This is a genomic window from Streptomyces flavovariabilis (genome assembly GCF_000725785.1).
Classification (GTDB): Bacteria; Actinomycetota; Actinomycetes; order Streptomycetales; family Streptomycetaceae; genus Streptomyces; species Streptomyces hawaiiensis.
The window spans coordinates 37,326-59,140 of the sequence record NZ_JNXD01000025.1; the positions used below are offsets into that span (position 1 = coordinate 37,326).

Annotated in this window: 20 protein-coding genes; 10 read left to right on the forward strand and 10 right to left on the reverse strand. The window is 69.5% G+C overall.

The annotated features are described in order from the left end of the window. Positions 1-10: 10 nt before the first annotated feature. On the reverse strand, positions 11-346 hold the full coding sequence (locus tag IO24_RS0133565; protein WP_031142435.1) for a Rieske (2Fe-2S) protein: 336 nt from the start codon (positions 344-346) through the stop codon (positions 11-13). A 316-nt stretch (positions 347-662) separates the two neighbouring features. Here IO24_RS0133565 and IO24_RS0133570 point away from each other — a divergent pair, with 316 nt between their 5' ends. Both IO24_RS0133570 and IO24_RS0133575 read left to right on the forward strand, forming a co-directional pair. Continuing rightward, complete coding sequence (locus tag IO24_RS0133570) at positions 663-1,682, forward strand: helix-turn-helix domain-containing protein (protein ID WP_031142437.1); 1,020 nt, start codon at positions 663-665, stop codon at positions 1,680-1,682. After that, positions 1,679-2,665, forward strand: coding sequence for a helix-turn-helix transcriptional regulator (locus IO24_RS0133575; protein WP_031142443.1), 987 nt, complete (start codon positions 1,679-1,681; stop codon positions 2,663-2,665). The genes IO24_RS0133570 and IO24_RS0133575 overlap by 4 nt, the downstream gene beginning before the upstream one ends. Here the strand turns inward: IO24_RS0133575 and IO24_RS0133580 are convergent. The 7 genes from IO24_RS0133580 to IO24_RS0133610 all read right to left on the reverse strand — a co-directional run bounded on the left by IO24_RS0133580 (position 2,628) and on the right by IO24_RS0133610 (position 10,516). Further along, positions 2,628-3,665: a helix-turn-helix transcriptional regulator gene (locus IO24_RS0133580; protein WP_031142445.1), complete on the reverse strand. Its 1,038-nt coding sequence runs from the start codon at positions 3,663-3,665 to the stop codon at positions 2,628-2,630. The two genes, IO24_RS0133575 and IO24_RS0133580, sit on opposite strands and share 38 nt — an antisense overlap. 176 nt (positions 3,666-3,841) lie before the next feature. Next, complete coding sequence (locus tag IO24_RS0133585) at positions 3,842-4,948, reverse strand: sugar ABC transporter substrate-binding protein (protein ID WP_031142448.1); 1,107 nt, start codon at positions 4,946-4,948, stop codon at positions 3,842-3,844. A 268-nt stretch (positions 4,949-5,216) separates the two neighbouring features. Further along, complete coding sequence (locus tag IO24_RS0133590; RefSeq protein WP_031142455.1) at positions 5,217-5,669, reverse strand: heat shock protein transcriptional repressor HspR; 453 nt, start codon at positions 5,667-5,669, stop codon at positions 5,217-5,219. Between the two features lie 5 nt (positions 5,670-5,674). Continuing rightward, positions 5,675-6,862 carry a molecular chaperone DnaJ gene (dnaJ, locus tag IO24_RS0133595; protein ID WP_031142456.1) on the reverse strand — a complete coding sequence of 396 codons (1,188 nt, stop codon included), beginning with the start codon at positions 6,860-6,862 and terminating at the stop codon, positions 5,675-5,677. Positions 6,863-6,895: 33 nt separating this feature from the next. Next, entirely contained in the window at positions 6,896-7,552 is a 657-nt protein-coding gene (gene grpE / locus IO24_RS0133600) for a nucleotide exchange factor GrpE (protein ID WP_031142457.1), read from the reverse strand. After that, positions 7,549-9,402 carry a molecular chaperone DnaK gene (gene dnaK / locus IO24_RS0133605; RefSeq protein ID WP_031142458.1) on the reverse strand — a complete coding sequence of 618 codons (1,854 nt, stop codon included), beginning with the start codon at positions 9,400-9,402 and terminating at the stop codon, positions 7,549-7,551. The genes grpE and dnaK overlap by 4 nt, the downstream gene beginning before the upstream one ends. A gap of 94 nt (positions 9,403-9,496) precedes the next feature. Then, positions 9,497-10,516: an MraY family glycosyltransferase gene (locus IO24_RS0133610; protein WP_031142459.1), complete on the reverse strand. Its 1,020-nt coding sequence runs from the start codon at positions 10,514-10,516 to the stop codon at positions 9,497-9,499. Positions 10,517-10,768: 252 nt separating this feature from the next. Between IO24_RS0133610 and IO24_RS0133615 the strand changes: the two genes are divergently transcribed. Continuing rightward, positions 10,769-13,084, forward strand: a complete 2,316-nt coding sequence (locus tag IO24_RS0133615; RefSeq protein ID WP_031142460.1) for a (Fe-S)-binding protein — start codon at positions 10,769-10,771, stop codon at positions 13,082-13,084. A gap of 132 nt (positions 13,085-13,216) precedes the next feature. On the opposite strand, the gene IO24_RS42230 is transcribed toward IO24_RS0133615, so the two are convergent. Together IO24_RS42230 and IO24_RS0133625 are read right to left on the reverse strand one after the other, a co-directional pair. Beyond that, positions 13,217-13,543 (reverse strand): hypothetical protein, encoded by a 327-nt coding sequence (locus IO24_RS42230; protein WP_051905986.1) that lies wholly within the window; start codon positions 13,541-13,543, stop codon positions 13,217-13,219. A gap of 289 nt (positions 13,544-13,832) precedes the next feature. Further along, the gene (locus IO24_RS0133625) at positions 13,833-15,125 is read right to left on the reverse strand and encodes a hypothetical protein (protein ID WP_031142467.1); all 1,293 of its coding nucleotides are present in this window, start codon (positions 15,123-15,125) and stop codon (positions 13,833-13,835) included. A gap of 635 nt (positions 15,126-15,760) precedes the next feature. On the opposite strand from IO24_RS0133625, the gene IO24_RS0133630 reads away from it, so the two are divergent. The 7 genes from IO24_RS0133630 to IO24_RS0133660 all read left to right on the forward strand — a co-directional run bounded on the left by IO24_RS0133630 (position 15,761) and on the right by IO24_RS0133660 (position 21,785). Continuing rightward, positions 15,761-17,026, forward strand: a complete 1,266-nt coding sequence (locus IO24_RS0133630; RefSeq protein ID WP_031142469.1) for a nucleotide sugar dehydrogenase — start codon at positions 15,761-15,763, stop codon at positions 17,024-17,026. A 28-nt stretch (positions 17,027-17,054) separates the two neighbouring features. Then, positions 17,055-17,228, forward strand: a complete 174-nt coding sequence (locus tag IO24_RS44690) for a ComC/BlpC family peptide pheromone/bacteriocin (RefSeq protein WP_107063075.1) — start codon at positions 17,055-17,057, stop codon at positions 17,226-17,228. Positions 17,229-17,269: 41 nt separating this feature from the next. Next, positions 17,270-18,559 (forward strand): glycosyltransferase family 2 protein, encoded by a 1,290-nt coding sequence (locus IO24_RS0133640; protein ID WP_234335325.1) that lies wholly within the window; start codon positions 17,270-17,272, stop codon positions 18,557-18,559. A gap of 107 nt (positions 18,560-18,666) precedes the next feature. Further along, complete coding sequence (locus IO24_RS0133645) at positions 18,667-19,248, forward strand: dihydrofolate reductase family protein (RefSeq protein WP_031142476.1); 582 nt, start codon at positions 18,667-18,669, stop codon at positions 19,246-19,248. Then, positions 19,245-19,889, forward strand: a complete 645-nt coding sequence (locus tag IO24_RS0133650; protein WP_234335326.1) for a dihydrofolate reductase family protein — start codon at positions 19,245-19,247, stop codon at positions 19,887-19,889. Before IO24_RS0133645 ends, IO24_RS0133650 begins: the two co-directional genes overlap by 4 nt. Positions 19,890-20,045: 156 nt before the next feature. Next, positions 20,046-20,294, forward strand: a complete 249-nt coding sequence (locus tag IO24_RS0133655) for a hypothetical protein (protein WP_031142480.1) — start codon at positions 20,046-20,048, stop codon at positions 20,292-20,294. 84 nt (positions 20,295-20,378) lie between these two features. After that, positions 20,379-21,785 (forward strand): FG-GAP-like repeat-containing protein, encoded by a 1,407-nt coding sequence (locus IO24_RS0133660; protein ID WP_031142482.1) that lies wholly within the window; start codon positions 20,379-20,381, stop codon positions 21,783-21,785. Positions 21,786-21,815: the final 30 nt, after the last annotated feature.

Sequence of the window (21,815 nt, forward strand, 5' to 3'; positions counted from 1 at the left end):
GGGAATCGCGTCAGGCACTGCGGGGGGTGGCAGAGATGGTCCTCGGGGCAGGGGAGTCGGCCTCCACCTGCTGGTGGTCCCGTTGGTCCAGGTTCACAAAGATCATTCCGTACCGTACGGCGCACCGCACCGGCTGCGGCGCCCCCCGAGGCCGCCGCAGACACCGGTAAGCCCGTACGTCCTCGTCCTCGTCCCGTGTGACGACCACCGGCTCGCCGAACACGGTCACCATCAACGAGTCACCGCTGTGGGGGATGGCGGTGACCAGGTCGATGAAGTGCCAGCCGGAGCGGTAGGCGGTGGCCATTTCACGACGGAAGGAGCGGTCGTCGGGTGGAGTGGTCACAGTCAGCTCCCGGATCCGGCTGCCTTGGTCCCTGCGGACTGGGCCGCAGCCGGCCACACACTGTCGGCCAGAACATGACTCTTGGCGGCCGCCGGCCAGACACTGTCCGCCCGGTCATCGCCGTTCGCGCCCGAAAGGCCACTCACAGTTCCGAAGGCCACGACGGCAGAGAAGGCGGCGACAAGCCCCAAGCGAAGCATTCTGTTACGCATAGTCGGCTTCGTCCTCACTTGAAGGTCCCCTCTTCCCCCGTCGAATACGACGATGGCTCATTCGGGCACGTCATGGCCACAGAATCGATGCATCATGTTCCTGCATGTTCAGGACCCTGGGGGGTGGAGATTTGACAACGAATCGGACCAAGGTGACACATCCCCATGTGGTGACCGAGATGTGCGAGGAAGGTGGCCGACTTTACGCGAACGCCCTGCGTGCGGGACGCGTTCTGCGAGCGGACGTGGAAGCGGCTCCCTGCCTCATGGAGTTCGCCCTTCTCCACCCGGACCCCGACGATCCGGACTGGTTGCGCCCCATCCCCCCGGCCGTGGCACTCGCGCAGCGGCTCAATCCCATCGAGCACGAGATCACCGAGCGCAGGCGCGTATCGATCGAACTGTCCGACACCTTCGCCCCTTTCATGGCGCTCAGTGCACAGGCCGCGGCAACCAGCGACTCCATCACGGTGCTGGAGGGCAGCGAGCGCATCAACGCGGCGCTCAACCTGGCCACCGCCCAGTGCCAGACGGAGATGCTCACGATCCAGCCGAGCGGTCACCGGCCCGAACGCAGCCTGATCCAGGGGCTGGAACGCGACCGGCCGCTGATCGAACGTGGTGTGCGCATACGGACGCTGTATCCGCACACGGCGCGGTACAACCCCGAGAGGCTCACCTACGCGGGCCAGTTCCCCGACGGCAAGGTGGAGCACCGGACCATCGACGGACTGGTCGAGCGGCTCATCATCTGCGACGAGACGGTCGCCTTCATCCCCACGCGCGACGACCAGAAAGTCGCTCTCGAGCTTCGTCATCCCGGCGTCGTCTCCTACTTGATCAAGGTCTTCGAGTTCATGTGGGACCGAGCCGTCCCGCTGAGCGCCGGCGCCCCTTACGAAACCGCCCCCGACGGCATCACGGAGATCCAGCACTCCATCGCCAAGCTCCTGGTCGAGGGCCACGTCGACGAGGCCATCGCCCGTCGCCTGGGCATGAACGTCCGTACCTGCCGGGCCCATATCGCCAAGCTGGCGTCGGCGCTGGGCAGCGGGAGCCGCGCCCAACTGGGCTACCTCATCGCGCAGTCCGGCATCCTGGAGCCACAGGGCGCGGTGCAGTGAGCGCACGGCACTGCGAGCACGGCACGGAGGATCTGTGCTCCGCGGGCACGGATCTGTACGAACGGGCGCTGCGCCGGGGGCCGCTACCGGCCGAGGACGCCCAGGCCGCCCCCTGCCTCATCGACCTGGGCCTGCTGCACCCCGCCCTCGACGACCCCGCCCGGCTGGAGCCCGTCGCCCCTGTGATCGCGCTGCACCGGCTGCTGCGGAGCTCCGAGGAGCGGATCGCGAGCGAACGGCAGCGTGAAGCACGGCTGGCCGAGACATTCGACTCCCTCATGCGGATCGCCGGCCCACAGCCCACAGCCGGCGGAACTCCCACGATCCAACTCCTCACCGGCACAGAGCGGATCAACCGGGCCATCACCGACGCGGTGGCCCATGCCTCCGAGGAATTGATCACCGTCCAGCCCCGCGCCGGCCTCACCGGCGAGCGCGGTCAGGTCGCCGACGCCGCGTCGCTCGGCCGTGACCAGGCAGCGCTGGACCGTGGCTGCCACATACGCACCCTGTACCCGCACACGTTGCGCCACTTTCCGATCATCGTGGCCCGTTGCGAGCGCCTGAAGGGCGACGTTCAGATCCGCACGCTGGACGAAGTCCCCGACCGCCTCGTTCTCATCGACCGCACGGTGGCCTTCGTCCCGGCCGGCGAGGACGGCAGGCTCGCTCTGGAAATCCGGCAACCCGCCATCGTGAATCACCTGGCCGTCACCTTCGACCGCCTCTGGCGCCTGGCCACACCCATGTACCCCGAAGCCGCCCCCCAGCCCTCCCACAACGGCATCACCCCCCGCCAGCACGCCATAGCCGCCCTCCTCGTCGAAGGCCACACCGACGCCGTCATCGCCGACCGGCTCGGCATGAACATCCGCACCGCCCGCGTCCACATCGCCAAGCTCGCGGCGACGCTGGGGAGTCAGAGCAGGGCGCAGCTCGGGTTTCTCATCGGACGCTCGGGGATCCTTGACCAGGAACATTGAGGGGCGTGGTGGAGTGCTGCGAACCGTCCAGGCCTGCCTGGGCGATGCGCACCCCCAGTTGCGTACGGCTCGCCGCCCCCAGCGTCTCGGAGAGGCGCGCGATGTGCGCCCGGCACGTCCGGACGCTTATGCCCAGCCGTTCCGCGATGACCGCGTCCTGATGCCCCTCCGCCAGCAACGCGGCGATGGACTGCTCCCGGTGGGAGATGCCCTCGATGCCCGTGTCGGGGAGCGGGGCCGTGAGGGGGATGGCCAGGCGCCACAGCCGTTCGAAGACCGTGACGAGGTACTCGACGAGCGCCGGGTGCCGTAGCTCCAGGGCCATCGTGCGGTCGGTGTTGGCGGGGATGAACGCCACCGTCCGGTCGAAGAGGATCAGCCGGTCGATCACCTCGTCCAGCGTGCGCGCCTCCACCGCGTCGCCCATCAGCTCCAGATAGGTCAGCAACCCCTGCCCGTGCCGGGCGACATGCGTGTACAGGTCCCGCATCCGCACGCCCCGGCCGCGCAGCGCCAGTGCCCGGTGCAGCCCCTCGGAGAGCTCCGCCTCGCGGCGGATGCCGCCGGGCTGCACCGTGAGCACCTCGGTCGTGCACGCCCGGGTCGCCTCGTCCATCGCGGCCTGGATCCGGGCGAGTCCGTCCAGGACCCGGATCGCCGGGCCCTCCGCCGACGCCGCCACCGGCCGCACCTGGCGGCCGAGCCCGGCGTACCACTCGACGGCCGTGACGGCCGAGCCCAGCCGCCGCTGACTGGCGCTCACCTCGTCGTACATCCCGCGCAGCAGGCGGGTCATGACCTCCTGCGGGGAGGTCGGCACCAGCCAGTCCATGTCGTCGGGGTCCGGGTGCAGCAGGGCGAGTTCCAGCAGGCAGGGCACCGGATCCGCGTCCCGGCGCGGCACCCGGCCGCGCCGTACGGCCCGGGAATACACGCGATCCCCGGCGTCGCACAGTCGGTCGGCACCATGGGGATGCTCATCCGCCCCGTGCCCGGCCATCGCCCATCCCACCCCCGGTTTCGCCGTCTTCCGCAGCGCAACTATGCGCGGACCGGACGTGCTCCGCAACACGGCTCCCCGCGCAGCGACCACCGGAAACCACCGGTTCGCACCGGTATCGACGAGCCTCGGGTCATCAGGTTGCAGGGGGTGGGTGGACCCGGCTCGCGACGCGGCTACCTCAGGCCGATGGCCCGGCAAGCCGCCTTGTACTCGGCCGTGCAGATGTCCGACAGCTTGTAGACGTCGTCCGCGACCACCGTGTCCTTGATGTTCTCCTTGGTGAGCGCGACCACCGGCACGAGCTGCGCCGGGATGCCCTTGTGCGTGGGGCTGTCGACCTTGTCGCGGGTGAGGGCCGCGAACTGGATGTCGCGGCCCTGGACCTTGGCGACCGCCATCTCCGCGGCGTTCTCCGCCTCCTGCGGGTAGGACTTGTACACGCTCATGTACTGGTCGCCGCTGATGATCCGCTGCACCGCCGGCAGTTCCGCGTCCTGCCCGGTGATCGGCGGCAGGTCGGTGACGCCGGCGGCCCCCAGTGCCTTGACGATGCCGCCCGCCATACCGTCGTTGGCGGAGTACACCGCCGCGATGTCGCCCTTGCCGATCTTCTCGATCGCGTCGGCCATGTTGGCCTCGGCGTTCTCCGGCTTCCAGTCCTTGGTGTCGAAGGACTCGGCGATCGTCACCTTGCCGTTCAGCACGGACATCGCGCCCGCCTTGAACTGCTTGGCGTTCGGGTCGGTGGACGAGCCGTTCATCATGACGATCTTGTCGGAGAGGCTCGCGTTCTCGCCGATGGCCTCCAGCAGGGAGCGGCCCTGGACCTCGCCGACCAGCTCGTTGTCGAAGGAGATGTACGCGTCGATCGGACCCTCGGCCAGCCGGTCGTAGGCGATGACCGGAATGCCGGCCTCCTTCGCCTTCTTCACACCGCTCGCGATGGCCTGCGAGTCCACGGCGTCCAGCAGGATCACGTCGACCCGGTCGTCGATCATCTGCTGCATCTGGCTCGCCTGCTTGTCCGCGTCCGCTTCGGCGTTGGCGTACTCGACGCGGCCCTTGTCGTTGGTGAGCGACTCGACCTTCGTCTTGATGATGGGGTAGTCGAAGTTCTCGTACCGCGTGTTCGCCTTCTCCGGCAGCAGCAGTCCGACGGTGATGTCGTTACCCTTCGCCGGGCTCGCGTCGTCACTGCTCCCCGTCGCGTTGAGCACGCCGCAGCCGGCCAGCGTGACGGACATCGTGGCGGCTGCCACGGATATGGCGATACGACGCATGCGGAGCTCACTTCGCGTGTGATTCGGACGTGGGCGCAGCTTTCCGCCCATGTGACTGAAAAGCCAACGCGGACGCGACCCCCAACGTCAAGCGGAACCACTTAACGAGATGACAACACCACGCTCCGCAGTAGTTGTGAAGACTCTGCGGAATCACCTCCAAGTGCCGCGCACGTTGCGGTCATCCACAGGCGACCGGGTGAAACCGGACCAAGGCATACGAAAAGGGCCGGGAGTCGATCCCGGCCCTTCTCGCGTCGCCTGCGCGTCAGTCGGACTGCTGCTGCCGCTTCGGCCGCCACACCACCAGCGCGCTGGTCTGCTGCACCTCCTGGTACGGCACCAGGTCGCGGCGGTACGACGCGTGCACCGCCGCCTCGCGCTGCCGCATCGCGGCGGCCGCGCCGTCGAGCGCGTCCTCCAGCTCGGCCACCCGGGCCTGGAGCGCGGCGACCTGGTTCTCCAGTTCGATGATGCGCTTGATACCGGCCAGGTTGATGCCCTCGTCCTGCGACAACTGCTGGACGGTGCGCAGCAGCTCGATGTCGCGGGCCGAGTAGCGGCGGCCCCGGCCCGCGGTGCGGTCCGGGGACACCAGGCCCAGCCGGTCGTACTGGCGCAGGGTCTGGGGGTGCAGGCCGGACAGCTGGGCCGCCACCGAGATGACGTAGACCGGGGTTTCCTCGGTCAGTTCATACGGATTGCGCCGACGACCGTCCATCTGACTCATGCTCCCTTCGCGGCCTGGAACAGATCCGCCCGCGGATCCTCACCCGCGGTCGCCTCGCGATACGCCTCGAGTGCGTCACGAGCCTTCCCCGCCAGGTCCTTCGGAACACTCACCTCGACGGTGACCAGGAGGTCACCGCGGGTGCCGTCCTTGCGGACCGCGCCCTTGCCCCGGGCGCGCATGGTGCGCCCGTTGGGCGTGCCCGGCGGCAGCTTCAGTGTGACGGGCGGGCCGCCGAGCGTCGGCACCCGCACCTCGCCGCCGAGGGCTGCCTCGGCGAAGGTCACCGGGACGGTGACCGTGAGGTTGTCCTCCTTGCGGCCGAACACCGGGTGGGTGTCGACGTGCACGACGACGTACAGATCGCCCGCCGGGCCGCCGCGCTCGCCCGGCGCACCCTTGCCGCGCAGCCGGATCCGCTGGCCGTCGCTGACGCCCGCGGGGATGCGCACCTGCATGGTCCGCGAGGATTTGGCCCGGCCGCTGCCCTTGCAGACCTCGCAGGCGTTCTCCGCGATCAGGCCGCGGCCCTTGCAGTCCGGGCAGGGGTCGGTGAGCGAGAAGCCGCCGCCGCTGCCCCGGGCGACCTGCCCGGTGCCGACGCAGGTCGGGCACACGCGCGGTGTGCCGTTCTTGTCGCCGGTGCCCGAACAGGCCTTGCAGGGCGACTGCGACGACATGCGCAGCGGGACCGTCGCGCCCTCGATCGCCTCCGTGAAGCTGAGCGTGACCTCGGACTCGATGTCCTGGCCGCGCCGGGGATGCGCGCGCGTCCCCGGGCCGCCCGCGCCACCGCGGTTGAACAGGCCCCCGAAGACGTCACCGAGTCCGCCGCCGAAGCCGCCGGCTCCCTGACCGCCGCCCTGGGCGCCGCCTCCGAAGAGGTCGCCCAGGTCGAAGTTGAAGGAGCCGCCCGCGCCGCCCGGCCCCGGGCGGAAGCCGCCGTTGCCGAAGAGGGCGCGCGCGTCGTCGTACTCCTTGCGCTTCTTGGGGTCGCCGAGGATGTCGTTGGCCTCGGAGATCTCCTTGAAGCGCTCCTCCGCCCTGACGTTGCCCTTGTTGGCGTCCGGGTGGAACTCGCGGGCGAGCTTCCGGTACGCCTTCTTGATCTCGGCCTCGGTGGCGTCCTTGGGGACGCCGAGGACCTTGTAGTAGTCCTTCTCGATGAAGTCCTTGGTGCTCATCCTCGACGCCCCTCCTTCCCTTCGTCTGTGACGTCAGCCCTCGTCCGGGCCACCGCTCTCCTTGTCGTCGGCTTCGGCGGACTCGTCCGCCTTGACCGTCTGCGCCCCCGGCTGGGGTTCGGCCACCGCCACCCGCGCGGGGCGGATGGTGCGCTCGCCGATCCGGTACCCGGGCTGCAGAATCGCCACGCACGTCGTCTCGGTGACGTCCGGTGCGTAGCTGTGCATCAGGGCTTCGTGGATCGTCGGGTCGAAGGGCTCGCCCTCCTTGCCGAACTGCTGCAGGCCCATCTTCGCCGCCGTGCTCTCCAGCGACTCGGCGACGGACTTGAAGCCGCCGACCAGTTCGCCGTGTTCACGCGCGCGGCCGATGTCGTCGAGCACGGGCAGGAGCTCGGTCAGGAGGTTCGCGATGGCGATCTCCTTGACCGCGATCCGGTCGCGCTCGACCCGGCGGCGGTAGTTCTGGAACTCGGCCTGGAGGCGCTGGAGATCCGCCGTGCGCTCGCTGAGCGCCGTGCGGGCCTGGTCCAGCTGGGCCACCAGAGCCACGTCCTGGCCCGTGTCCCCGGCCGGGGCCGCCCCCTCCTCAGCGGAGGGGGAGGCGGCCTTCGGCTCGGCGTCTTCGGAGGTGGCGCCGGAAGGGACGTCGGGCTGCTGCTCGTCGAAGCCCGGGGTCTCCTCCGTCACGCGGCACCATCCTTCCGCTCGTCGTCGACGATCTCGGCGTCGACGACGTCGTCGTCGGCCTTGGCCTCACCGGCACCCGCGGCACCGGCCGAGTCGCCTCCGGCGGCCTGGGCGGCGTTCGCGTCGGCGTACATGGCCTGGCCGAGCTTCTGGGAGACGGCCGCGACCTTCTCCGTGGCGGTGCGGATCTCGGCGCTGTCCTCGCCCTTGAGCTTCTCCTTCAGCTCGGCGACGGCTTCCTCGACCTCGGTCTTGATCTCGCCCGGGACCTTGTCCTCGTTGTCCTTGAGGAACTTCTCGGTCTGGTAGACGAGCTGCTCGCCCTGGTTGCGGGACTCGGCGGCCTCGCGGCGCTTGTGGTCCTCCTCCGCGTACTGCTCGGCCTCCTGGCGCATGCGGTCGACCTCGTCCTTCGGCAGCGAGGAGCCGCCGGTGACGGTCATCTTCTGCTCCTTGCCCGTGCCCAGGTCCTTCGCGGTCACGTGCATGATGCCGTTGGCGTCGATGTCGAAGGACACCTCGATCTGCGGGACGCCGCGGGGCGCCGGCGGCAGACCGGTCAGCTCGAACATCCCGAGCTTCTTGTTGTACGCCGCGATCTCGCGCTCGCCCTGGTAGACCTGGATCTGCACGGACGGCTGGTTGTCCTCGGCGGTGGTGAAGATCTCGGACCGCTTGGTCGGGATCGTCGTGTTCCGCTCGATGAGCTTGGTCATGATGCCGCCCTTGGTCTCGATGCCGAGGGACAGCGGGGTGACGTCGAGGAGCAGGACGTCCTTGACCTCGCCCTTGAGGACACCGGCCTGCAGGGCGGCGCCGATGGCGACGACCTCGTCCGGGTTGACGCCCTTGTTGGCGTCCTTGCCGCCGGTCAGCTCCTTGACGAGCTCCGCGACGGCGGGCATACGGGTCGAGCCGCCGACCAGGACGACGTGGTCGATCTCGCTGATGGAGATGCCGGCGTCCTTGATGACGTTGTGGAACGGCGTCTTGCAGCGCTCCAGGAGGTCCGCGGTCAGCTGCTGGAACTGGGCGCGGGTGAGCTTCTCGTCGAGGTGCAGGGGACCCTCGGCGGAGGCGGTGATGTAGGGCAGGTTGATCGAGGTCTCGGTGGACGAGGACAGCTCGATCTTCGCCTTCTCGGCGGCCTCGCGCAGACGCTGCAGGGCCATCTTGTCCTTGCCCAGGTCCACGCCGTGGCCGGACTGGAACTGCTGGACCAGGTAGTCGACGACGCGCTGGTCCCAGTCGTCACCACCGAGGTGGTTGTCACCGTTGGTGGCCTTCACCTCGACGACGCCGTCGCCGATCTCCAGCAGCGAGACGTCGAACGTGCCGCCACCGAGGTCGAAGACCAGGATGGTCTGGTCGTCCTTGTCGAGGCCGTACGCCAGGGCGGCCGCGGTGGGCTCGTTGACGATGCGCAGCACGTTCAGGCCGGCGATCTCGCCGGCCTCCTTCGTGGCCTGGCGCTCGGAGTCGTTGAAGTACGCCGGGACGGTGATGACCGCGTCGGTCACCTTCTCGCCCAGGTAGGACTCGGCGTCCCGCTTGAGCTTCTGGAGCACGAAGGCGCTGATCTGCTGCGGGTTGAAGGGCTTCCCGTCGAGCTCGATCTTCCAGTCGGTGCCCATGTGCCGCTTGACCGAGCGAATGGTCCGGTCCACGTTGGTGACCGCCTGACGCTTGGCCACCTCTCCGACGAGCACCTCACCGTTCTTGGCGAAGGCGACGACGGACGGCGTGGTCCTGGCGCCCTCGGCGTTGGTGATGACGGTGGGCTCGCCGCCCTCCAGAACGCTGACGACGGAGTTAGTCGTGCCCAGGTCGATGCCGACCGCACGTGCCATGGTTGATTCCTCCAGCTGACTTGAGTGGAACGGACTCAAGTGTGCACGACGGCTCTCCACCGGTCAACAGAGCTGAGTCAGCCAGGCTCAACTCTTATCCGTTCCTTACACGCAAGGGCGCTCCGACCTGCGGCGATACGCTGCGTCGAGGGCCGTACACAGGAACACGGGAGAGGGCGAACACGACGACGAGGGCTCCCCCCGCCACCCACCACAGGGCGTCGGTCCCGATCCGGCCGGCATGCGCGAGTACCCCGACGAGCATCCCCGACAACGCCCCGGTTCCGAGCAGCAGACTCGCCCCCGGCGCGGTCAGCCCGAGCCGCCGCAGCCGGTGCGCGAGATGGTCGGGCCCGCTGCGCAGCACACTCCGCCCGGCCAGCCGCCGCATCCCCAGCACGAGTACGACATCGGCACCCACCACGGCGGTCAGCGCGAACACGACCCCGGCGCTCTCCCCGACTCCGAACCCGGCCCGGGCGTACACGGCTCCCACGGCGATCACGAACCCGGCGGACATGGACCCGCAACTGCCCAGCGCCACGCGCGCGGGATGCCAGTTGTGCAGCAGGAACCCGGTCAGCGCGGCGGCCAGCACGCTCATCAGCCCCGCGATGCCGTCCATCACCTCGACGGCCGCGCAGGCCGCCACCCCGAAGGCGGAGACGACGCCGACCGCACCGGCCAGCCCGTCGGCGTGATCGAGCCCGCGGAAACCGAGCACCATCCCCACGACCCACGCGACGGCCAGCAGCCCGGTCCCCACCCCCGTCTCCCCGTAGGGCACGACACACGCGGCCGCCACGCCCGTACCGGCGGCCAGCACCCGCCGCCGCAACCGCCACACGTCGTCGACGAGCCCGAGCAGGGCGACGGCACCCGCGGCGACGAGTACCGCCCGCGTCCCGTCGGCGGGCGGCGACACCTCGAGCCACTCCCCGGCCACCACGACGAGCCCCGTGACGAGCACGACGGCCAGGCCCCCGGACAACGGCACGTCCCGCTGCCGCCGCCGCTCGATCAGCCGCAGCCGCAGGGCGGGGGCCCGCAGGGCGGCCGCGAGCAGGGCGGTGAGGAGGAGGGCGGTGGCGGCGGCACTGATCCCGTAGAGCACGGATATAAGGTAGGCGGGATTATGACAATTCGGTATGAATAACACGGCGGGATCGGCACCTGATCCCCACCGGATCCGGTCAGTTTCTGAGGCAACCCTGAGCGATTCAGATCACTGCCCACCCGGCTACAGTGCGGCGGAGGATGAGGGTAGTCTCAGACGGACTGCATAAGTTACCGCTTAGTAATTTCGGGGAACCTGGAGAACGACAGGTCACCTCGACGAAACCCCTCGCAGGCCCGAGGAGCCCCCATGCAACTCGCCGCGATCATCGTGTCGCTGGTACTGACCGTGATCGGCGTCGCGCTGCTCGCACGCGCGATCGGCCAGTTCGTCCGGTATTTCAAGCTGGGCCAGCCGGTCCCGGCCGGTACCCGGACCGACAACCCCTACCAGCGCAGCGTGACCCTGGTGAAGGAGTTCCTCGGGCACACGCGCATGAACCGGTGGGGCATCGTCGGTGTCGCGCACTGGTTCGTGGCGATCGGCTTCCTGACGCTGCCGCCGACGATCATCACCGCGTACGGCCAGCTGTTCCAGGCCGACTGGACGCTGCCGGTGCTCGGCGGCTTCCTCCCCTACGAGCTCTACATCGAGTTCATCGCCGCGATGACGACCCTGGGCATCGCGACCCTGATGGTCATCCGGCTGCTGAACCTGCCGTCGCGGCCGGGCCGCAAGTCCCGCTTCGCCGGCTCGAAGATGAGCCAGGCGTACTTCGTCGAGTACGTCATCCTCACGATCGGCCTGGCCATCTACGTCCTGCGGGGCCTGGAAGGCGCGCTCCACCACGTGGACGGCTACGAAGCCGCGTACTTCGCCTCGTACCCGCTGGTCCTGGCCTTCAAGGGCTTGAGCGTGGCGGCGCTGCAGAACCTCGTCTACTTCTTCGCGATGATCAAGCTGGGCACGACCATGATCTGGATGATCACGGTCAGCCTGAACACCAACATGGGTGTGGCCTGGCACCGCTTCCTGGCGTTCCCGAACATCTGGTTCAAGCGCGAGGCGTCGGGCGGAACGGCTCTCGGGGCGCTGCAGCCCATGACGTCGGGCGGCAAGCCGATCGACTTCACCGACCCGGGCGACGACGACGTCTTCGGCGTCTCCCAGGTCGAGCAGTACTCCTGGAAGGGCCTGCTGGACTTCTCCACGTGCACCGAGTGCGGCCGCTGCCAGTCGCAGTGCCCCGCCTGGAACACGGGCAAGCCCCTCTCCCCCAAGCTGCTGATCATGTCGCTGCGGGACCACGCGCACGCCAAGGCGCCGTACCTGCTCGCCGGCGGCGGCAAGACGATGGAGGGCGAGGAGAAGGCGTCGGCCGAGGCCCTCAAGGACGTCCCCGCGGCCGCGCTGGCGGAGGCCGAGCGCCCGCTGGTCGGCACGCTGGAGGAGAACGGCGTCATCGACCCGGACGTCCTGTGGTCCTGCACCACCTGCGGCGCCTGCGTCGAGCAGTGCCCGGTGGACATCGAGCACGTCGACCACATCGTCGACATGCGCCGCTACCAGGTGATGATCGAGTCGTCGTTCCCGTCCGAGGCGGGCACGATGCTCAAGAACCTGGAGAAGAAGGGCAACCCCTGGGGCCTGGCGAAGAAGCAGCGCCTGGAGTGGCTCAAGGAGGTCGACTTCGAGGTCCCGGTCGTCGGCAAGGACATCGAGGACCTGTCCGAGGTCGAGTACCTGTACTGGGTCGGCTGCGCCGGCGCCCTGGAGGACCGGGCCAAGAAGACCACCAAGGCCTTCGCGGAGCTCCTCCACATCGCCGGCGTCAAGTTCGCCATCATGGGCGGCGACGAGAAGTGCACCGGTGACTCCGCCCGCCGCCTCGGCAACGAGCCCCTGTTCCAGGAGCTCGGCATGGAGAACGTCATGGCGCTGAACATGGCGTTCGGCGAGGAGATGGACGACGAGGGCAAGGTGACGCCCGAGTCGGCGAAGCCCAAGTCGGCCAAGAAGATCGTCGCCACCTGCCCGCACTGCCTCAACACCATCGGCAACGAGTACCCGCAGCTCGGCGGCGACTACGAGGTCATCCACCACACGCAGCTGCTCCAGCACCTCGTCGACGAGGGCAAGCTGATCCCGGTCACGCCGGTCGAGGGCATCATCACGTACCACGACCCGTGCTACCTGGGCCGCCACAACAAGATCTACACGCCCCCGCGCGAGATCATCGCCAGCGTCCCCGGCATCCGCAACGAGGAGATGCACCGCCACAAGGAACGCGGCTTCTGCTGCGGCGCCGGTGGTGCGCGGATGTGGATGGAGGAGCGGATCGGCAAGCGCATCAACAACGAGCGCGTCGACGAGGCCCTCTCCGTCAACCCGGACATCGTCTCCACGGCCTGTCCGTTCTGCCTGGTCATGCTCACGGACTCCGTCAACGGCAAGAAGAACGACGGCAAGGCGAAGGAGTCCATCCAGGTGGTGGACGTCGCTCAGCTGCTGCTGGACTCGGTGAAGACGCCGGTCCCGGCGGAGGACGACGACAGCGACGACGGCGAGCCGCCGGCCGGTACGGCGGACTCGGAGAACGCGCCGGAGCCGGAACCGGTGAAGTAGGCGGTTCCCGCCGGCTGTTCTGACTGACGCCCCCTGCCCGAGCTGTCGGGCAGGGGGCGTCGGCGTGACCGCACCGGAGTGACACCGCCCGGCCGGGCGGTGGATCTGCCTGCTCCGGCAAGCCCCGTCGAGTCACGGCTCTTCGAGACGCACGGCTTTACCGAGCTCGTGAACGGCGGTCCAGTAGTGATCGAGAGCGACATGGAACGCGGAGGCATCCGTGGCGCCCTCTGCTATGTCGCCCAGCGTCATGTAAACCGTTCTGGACGCGGCGAAGACGTGATCACACGCGTCTATGGCCTCGCTGCTGCGGGCGTGCACGGTAGCGACCTGACAGGTGTGGCGGAAGGACCCGAAGGCATCACGCAGGCGTGCTCGGTGCTCTTCGAGGCGTGCCCGGCGCTGCTCCTGATCTTCGGTTCTCAGAATTTCCGGAGTCTGGCGGTACTCGACACCCATGAGGTGAGCCTGTTCGAGGAAGGCGAGGTAAGACGCCCGGCTTGTCTCTCTTCGACGCGTCTCCTCCTGAGCTGCTGCCGAGATCTCCGCCTGTAATCGTGCGGCTCGCGTATGTCCGCGACTCGTGACCCAGCTCGCGAGTACTGCTGTGGCGCCTGTCAGCCCTGCGATCCATAGTCCGCTGTCCCCCACGTCAGTGAGTGTGAGGCTTGGCGGCCCGCCGGAACAGCCCCCATGCCCGGTCAAAGCCCGGCGGGCCGGCGCAGTGAGCGCCGGCCCGCCGTCCATGTCAGCGGCCCACCCTCACGGTCTCCGACGTCGCGCCGCGGAACGACTCCGTCTTGTCGAACTGCGCACGGTAGTAGCCACGCCGCGCGCCGGCGATGTCCGCCGAGAAGGCGTGGCCCTCACCGGACCAGCCGGCCTGCGTCGTCAGCAGGTCCGTCCACCGCTTGCCGTCCCGCGAGTGCTGGATGTGCACCGGGATGTCTGCGGGCGTCCAGCCGTCGGGGAAGTCCATCGCGCCCTCGACGCGCACGCCACCGTCCTGTGTGCGGGCGGCCGAGAACGAGGTGAACACCGAGGCGCGCAGGACGGTGATCTCGGCGCTGTTCGCGGAGGCGGGGGCGATGAACGGGTCGTCGCTGTGCGAGGCCACGCGGAAGGTGCCGGTCTCCCCCGGGGTGTGGGTGAAGGTGGCGGACTTGCCGTCCGCTCCGGTGGTGAAGTAGCCGACGCTCGCCCAGTGCGTGCCGGAGGAGGCCTCGTAGAGGACGCCACCGCTCTGGCCCTCGAAGGGGACCCAGCCCCGCGCGGTCTCGCGCTCCAGCGTCGCCGTGACGGTGACCTGCTCCCCGTAGTCGATCGTCCGGGTTTCCGCCGGGGTCTCGAAGGTCCAGCGGGTGGCCACCTGACGGATGCCGATCGGGGTCGAGGCGGACTCGCCGTACACGACGTACGGGTTGGCGTTGTCGTGACGGTAGACGGCCTGGACCGGCACCGCGTCGTTCACGGTGACCGTGCCGGAGAAGCGGCCCTGCGCGTCGGTGTGGACGGTGTTCTCCGTCCAGTTGTCCACGTCGAGGTCCACCCGGTGGTCCGCCAGGGGCTTCAGCTCTCGGGTCGCCGGCCAGCGTCCTTTCAGGGTGCCGTCGACGCGTACCTGGCGGTGGTCGGTGTCGATCTCCGTGCGGTCGGGGCGTACGTCCTCGAACACCGCCGCGACGAAGTAGGCGAGAGTGCCCGCGGAGTTGTCGACGCTGCGGTCGCCGTCGGCGTCCGTGGCCTCGATGCGGACGACGTAAGTGCCCAGGTCGGGAAGGTCGAGGGGCTTCTTCGTTCGCCATACGCCGTTGTCCGCGGTGCCAGAGACGAGGCCGAAGGCGTCGGTCTCCACGACGGCGACTTCCTGCTGCGTGGCCGCGGAGACGAGATGCGCCCTGATGCCCGTGACGGCGCTGTCGGAGCTGATGCCGACCTCCAGGGTGCCGAGATCGCCCGAGGCGCTGTGCGCGTACCGCACATCAGGAGCCTGCGCCTCCGCGGCGTTCGCCGCCGGAGAGCCGGTCACCAGGAGTGCCACGACACCGATGGCGGCCGAAGCCGCCCGAGTTCTGAACAAGGTCCCCCCCACAGGGATGTGCCGAAGCCGCGTGCGCGGCCGAACACCCTTTCTATCGCACGGGGTTGACGATGGGCGCCCGAGTTTCACCACAGCGGTGCCCTCGTGGCCCCGGCTCTCGGGAACTCGGAGCACGCGCCACCACCTGGGCGAACCACGGGTAACCGGGGGGTCGTGCGCAGTGGTGGTACTGGGGGCGCACACAGGGGCGCGCGATATTCGCGAATGCACCGAGCGGACGCGTTCAGCAGGGCCACCCTCGCTGCGGAATGTGAAGATCGAAAATTCTCACAGATGCCCGGAACTGTCAGTTGACCTGGCATCAATCACCAACCAGCGGCAGCTCCATCGCAGTTCACATATCGAATCAGTAAAGAGGGTTCCATTCAGCGAATCATTGTTGAACCATGAAGGTCCACAAATGAGGGGGGTTTGTGAAGATCACCGGTTGCGCTTTGCGCACCGTCGGGCAAGGGGGCCCGGCAGTCCGGTGACGCGGTGATGGTGCCGTTCCCATGCCGCTTCTCACGCAGTACCACGCCACGGCCGCCTGCTTCAGGAACAGGCGGCCGTACTTCAGGGGTGAGGAATCCACCATGCACATATGTGTGCTGGGGCAGGGCTATGTCGGCCTGCCCCTGGCCGTGAGGGCCGCCGAGGTCGGCCACACCGTCACCGGCTACGAGCCCGACCGGGCGCGCTGCGAGGCACTGGCCGCCGGGTCGTCCTACGTCGAGGACATCGGTGACGACCGGCTCCGGGCAGTGCTCGGTTCGGACTCGTACTACGCGAGCTCCGACCCGCAGGACCTCAAGGGGTTCGATGTCGCCGTCATCACCGTGCCCACGCCGCTCACCGACCGCGCGCCGGACCTGAGTTGCGTACGGGACGCCGGTCGCGTGCTCGCCGAGTGGATCGAGCCGGGCGCCACCGTCGTGCTCGAGTCGACGACCCACCCCGGCACCACCCGTGACGTGCTCGTCCCGCTGCTGGAGGAGGGTTCCGGCCTCGTCGCCGGGCGGGACTTCCACGTCGGGTTCAGCCCCGAGCGCATCGATCCCGGCAACGCCGACTGGCGCCTGGAGAACACGCCGAAGATCGTCGCCGGTCTGACCGACGACTGCCTGTGGCGGGTGAAGGACTTCTACGACACCGTCACCGACGTCACCGTGCCCGCCTCGGGGCTCGAAGAGGCCGAGCTGGCCAAGGTGTTCGAGAACACCTACCGGCACGTCAACATCGCGCTGGTCAACGAGCTGTCGCGGATGGCCCACACGCTCGGCGTGGACGTCTGGCACACACTTGAGCTGGCCGCGACCAAGCCCTTCGGGTTCACCAGGTTCCTGCCCGGGCCCGGGGTCGGCGGGCACTGCCTGCCCATCGACCCGGTCTACCTCAGCCACCACGTCAAGGCGCGGCACGGCCAGACCTTCCGGCTCATCGAGCTGGCCCAGGACATCAACGAGAGCCAGCCGGACTACGTCGTACGCCGCTTGCAGGACGCCCTCAGCCGGCGGTTCCGGCGGAGCGTGCACGGGGCGCGCATCCTCGCCCTCGGCGCCGCCTACAAGCCGGGCACTTCGGACGCCCGCCAGTCACCGGCGGTCGAAGTCACCGACCGGCTGCGGCAGATGGGCGCGGACGTCACCGTCGTGGACCCCTACCTGCCGGTGGCGGACGGCGGTTGCCGGGAGATCCCCTTCGGACCGGCGACGACGACAGCGACCGTCGGCGACTTCGACGCCGTCGTCCTGCTCACCCCGCACGGCGAGTTCGACCTCGTCCGGCTCGCGACCGAGGCCGCCTACGTCCTCGACACGCGCGGCGTCATGGCCGCCGCACCTCATATCGAACGGCTCTAGAGAGCCACAAAAGGAAAGCAGGGAGAACATGTACGGACAGAACGGTGTGGGCGCGGCGATCGGGACCGCGACGGGCGGAGCCGCCCTGGCGGCGACCGGCGGAACCGCGCTCGGGTGGATCGTGCTGGCAGCGATGCTCCTCGTGATCGGCGGTGTCGCGGCGTTCCGCCTGGCGACCCGCGGCAGGCGAGTGACCGCTTGAGCGCGTTCCAGGGCCGTGCGCCGCGGGTGAGGCTCACCGTGGTGACCGCTGTGGTGGTGGCGGCTCTGGCCGTTGCCACCGTGGTGGTGCACGCGCAGTCGAAGAGCCCGATCCTGACGTTCTACTGGTGGCTGGGCATGGCGGTGATCGTGCTCTGCCTGGTGTCGTTCCTGAAGGGCCGGTCCTTCACCCACCTCCCGGTCGCCCCGGGCCGGACCGTGGCGATCGTCCCGGCCTTCGAGGAGCCCACGGAGAATCTGCACCGCACGGTGCGGTCGCTGCTGGCGCAGACACACCCCGTCGACGAGATACACGTCATCGACGACGGCTCGCGGCAGCATCCCGTCGAACCCTTCGACCACCCCCGGGTCTTCTGGCACCGCCAGGAGAACAAGGGCAAGCGCGGGGCCCAGGTCACCGTGCTGCGGCACCTCCAGGAGCAGAACAAGCACTTCGAGTACGTGCTCACCATCGACTCCGACGGCGAGCCCTTCCCCGACGCGCTGGAGCAGCAGCTGAGGGCCATGAGCAACCCGCGGATCCAGGCGACCACCGGCATGATCTACATCCGCAACTTCGAGGAGACCTGGGTCTCCCGGGCCGCGGACATCGACATCGGCACGTCGTGCGTGATGATGCGCTCCTCGCGCTCCATGCTCGGCGCCCTGGAGACCACCTCGGGCGCCCTGGCCCTCTACCGTGCCGAGCTCCTCTACGACCACCTCGACGCCTACGAGGTGGAGTGCGGCACGGGCGACGACCGCTGGCTGGCGCTCAGGGCGCTCATGCGCGGCGAGGTCGTGGCCGTCAACGAGGCCGGGGTCGTCACCGACATGCCGACGACTCTGAGGAAGACCTACCGGCAACGGCTGCGGTGGGCCCGCTCGTGGTGGTGGATGCTTCCGTTCGTGTACGCGCGGCTGTCGCTGAAGCAGCTCATATCGCCGACGTTCGGGCTGCTCCAGCTCGTCATCACTCCGGTGATGCTGGCCTGGATCGTCGTCATGACGCTCCTGACCCTGGGCGGGCGGTACCACAACCCCGGCATCGCCCTGGTGTATCTCGCCGTGTACCTGGTGGTGCGCTTCGGTCAGTCCGGGCTGTACGTCCTGATGCGCCCGGACATGACCGCCCGCCAGCGCTGGCACTCCTGGCTCGTCGGCACCCCGGCGGCCGTGTTCATGAACATCGTGCTGCTGTGCCCGACGCGGTACTGGGCCCTGTTCAAGCTGCGCGACAACGCGTGGCAGTCACGGGGGCTGACGGCGAAGACGGTATTGCCCGGGGCGGGTCGTCACCGCGCCGGTTCGAAGGACCTGCAGAAGGCCTGAGGATCACTCGTTCGGGTGTGCCTCGCCGGCGGGCGATGAGTTCCGGGGACGGACGCGGTCTGCCTCTCCAGCGAGGCCATCCCAGGTCCCCTCTCCCAGGAGCCCCCATGACCACCGTCGTGATGCACAACGTCGTCTCCGTCGACGGCTTCATCGCCGACGCGGACGACGGCGTCGGTCCCCTCTTCGACTGGTACGGCAACGGCGAAGTCGAGATCAACGAGTACGCCAAGGTGTCCAAGGCCTCCGCCGACCACGTGCGGCCGGCCATGGCGAGGATCGGCACGCTGGTCGTCGGGCGGCACGTGTTCGACATGACCAACGGGTGGGACGGTGTCCCGCCGGCCGGTGAGCACCTGGTCGTCGTGTCGCACCGGCCCCGTCCCGCGGGGTGGCACCCCGACGCCCCGTTCCATTTCGTCGACGGCGTGGCGGAGGCCGTCGCCAGGGCCAGGGAGCTGACCGGCGAGGACCGTGACGTCGGTGTGGCGGCGGGCGACGTCGGCGGGCAGGCCCTCGCTCTCGGCCTGGTCGACGAGGTCGCGATGGACGTCGTACCCGTGGTCTTCGGCTCGGGCAAGCGGTACTTCGGCTCGGTCGACGCCCAGCACCTGCTCGAGGATCCGCACATCGTGATCCAGGGCGACCGGGTGCTGCATCTGCGCTACCGGGTCCGCAAGCAGCCGTGACGAACCGGAAGGAGAGGCCGGACGCCATGGACGCGCAGGCCGCCGCGGGCAAGGTGCTCTGGCACTTCACGATGTCCCTCGACGGATTCGTCGCGGGCCCGAACCACACCATGGACTGGATGACGGGGACGGCCTTCCGGCCGGGCCTCGTCGAGGAGTACGCCGGGACGACCGGCGCGGTGCTGGGCGGCCGGGCCGGCTGGGACGCCCACCCCGACCCCTCCGGGATCTACGGCGGTGCCTGGCAGGGTCCCCTCTTCGTGCTCACCCACCACCCGGAGGACGCGCGGCCCACCCCGGGCGTGACCTTCCTGAGCTGCGACGTCGCCGAGGCGGTCCGGATCGCGCTGAAGGCGGCCGACGGGAAGAACGTCGAGGTCTTCTCCCCGGCCATCGGCCGGCAGCTCCTGGAGCGCGGGCTGATCGACGAGATCGACCTGCACATCGCGCCCGTCCTGCTCGGCGACGGTATCCGGCTGTTCGACAACCCCGGGGGTGTGCCCGTCCGGCTGGAGCTGCTCACCGGGGAGGACCGTACGGCCGCGGTGGACGTGCGGTACCGGCCGGCGACCGCGGGGCGATCACCGCGCACCCCGAGCCCGAGCCCCAGCCCCAGCCCCAGCCCCAGCCCCGGAAATTAACCGAACTCACGTACAACCCTTACGTCCCGCTGCGGGTCTCTTGATCGCCGACCGCCCGTCAACGCCCGGACAACTCCCGGCGAACACGGACAGTCCGGCCCTCCATCGACTGTGGATGTCCGCCAGGCATCCCCCGCATGCAGCAGGAGACCCCGCATGCAGCAGCACGAGCGCCCCTCCGGGCGCCGTCCCGCACCCGCTCACCCGTCCCGGCGCCCCCGCGTGCGGCTCGCCCTGGCGACCGCCGCCGCGGCCGCGCTGACCGGCACGCTGCTCTCGGCCACGGCCGGCACGGCGACGGCCGCGGACGGCACGCGCGCCCCGCGGGCCGACTTCAACGGCGACGGCATCGGCGACGTGGCGTTCTCCGCCTCCGGGAACTTCGGCGCGAACTTCGCCGGCTGAGCGCCCGTACCGACCGAACCATCACCGCACCCCCTTTCGGGGCCAGGCCTTCCGGTCCGGCCCGTTCCCACCCGGAGCCCCACCTTGCGCAAGCGCACCCTTCTGCTGGCCGCCACACTCACCACCGGCCTGCTCACCACCACCCCGGCGACCGCCGCCCCCTCCGGTCTCGCCGGGGACTTCAACGGCGACGGATACCGCGACACAGCGGCCGGCGCCCCGTGCGCCGACGTCGGCTCGGCCTCCTGCGCCGGTGCCGTCGTCGTGCTGTACGGCTCGGCGTCCGGTGTCTCGGCCGCCCGCAGGGCCGTCATCACCCAGAACTCCGCGGGCGTGCCCGGCACCGCCGAGTCCGGCGATCTGTTCGGCTCCGCCCTGGCCACCGGCGACCTGGACCGGGACGGCTACTCCGACCTCGTCGTCGGCGCGAGCAACGAGAGCATCGGCGACCGGGACGGCGTCGGCTCCGGCACCGTCCTGTGGGGCAGCAAGTCGGGCCTGACCAGTGGCAAGGGCCTGCCGCAGCCGTCGACGCTCTCCGAGTACGGCAACTTCTCCCGGGGCATCGCCACCGGCGACTTCGACGGAGACGGCGACACCGACGTCACGCTCACCGGCCAGAGCCACACCCGCATCTACAACGGCCCCTTCACCCGCACCGCCGGTCCGCTGAACAACCTCCGCGTCGGTGAGGTCGGTACCACGTTCGAGGTGATCGCGGGCGACCTCAGCGGCGACGGCGCGGCCGAGCGCGTCTACCCCTTCAACGTGGACGGCGACACCGGCGGCCAGATCAACTACTTCCGCTGGACCGGAACGACGCACAAGATGGCCGAGCTGCCGAACGCCGACGGCTACCCCGGTTCCATCGGCGACATCAACCGCGACGGCTACGGCGACCTCGTCCTCGGCGACGCGTCGGACCCGTACGACCTCAAGCCCGGCGGTCACGAGGGCGGCCAGATCACCGTCTGGTACGGCGGCCCGAACGGCCCCGACCCGGCGCAGCAGCCGACCGTCGTCCACCAGGACACCGCGGGCGTGCCCGGCGCGGGCGAGGCCGAGGACGGCTTCGGCAGCGCGGTGAGCACCGGCGACATCAACGGCGACGGGTACGCCGACGTCGTGGTCTCGGCCCCGGGAGAGGACGTCGGCTCGGCGGCGGACGCTGGCTCGGTGACCGTGCTGTTCGGCTCCGCCTCCGGCCTGAGGACCAGCAGCGGCGTGACGTCGTACACGCAGAACACCGCCGGGGTGCCCGGTTCCGCCGAGTCCTCGGACCGCTTCGGCTCCGCGGTCGACCTGACCGACGTGACCAAGGACGGCAAGGCGGACCTGGTCGTCGGCGTGTACGGCGAGAACTCCACGGGCGGCCTGTGGACCCTGCGCGGCTCCGCCTCCGGCCTGACCACGAGCGGCGCGCAGGGCATCACCGCCACCGCCGTCTCCCTCAGGGGCAGCGTCAACCTCGGCTCGGTCGTGGCCCAGTGACGCCCCGCCGACTCTCCCGTGAGGCACGTA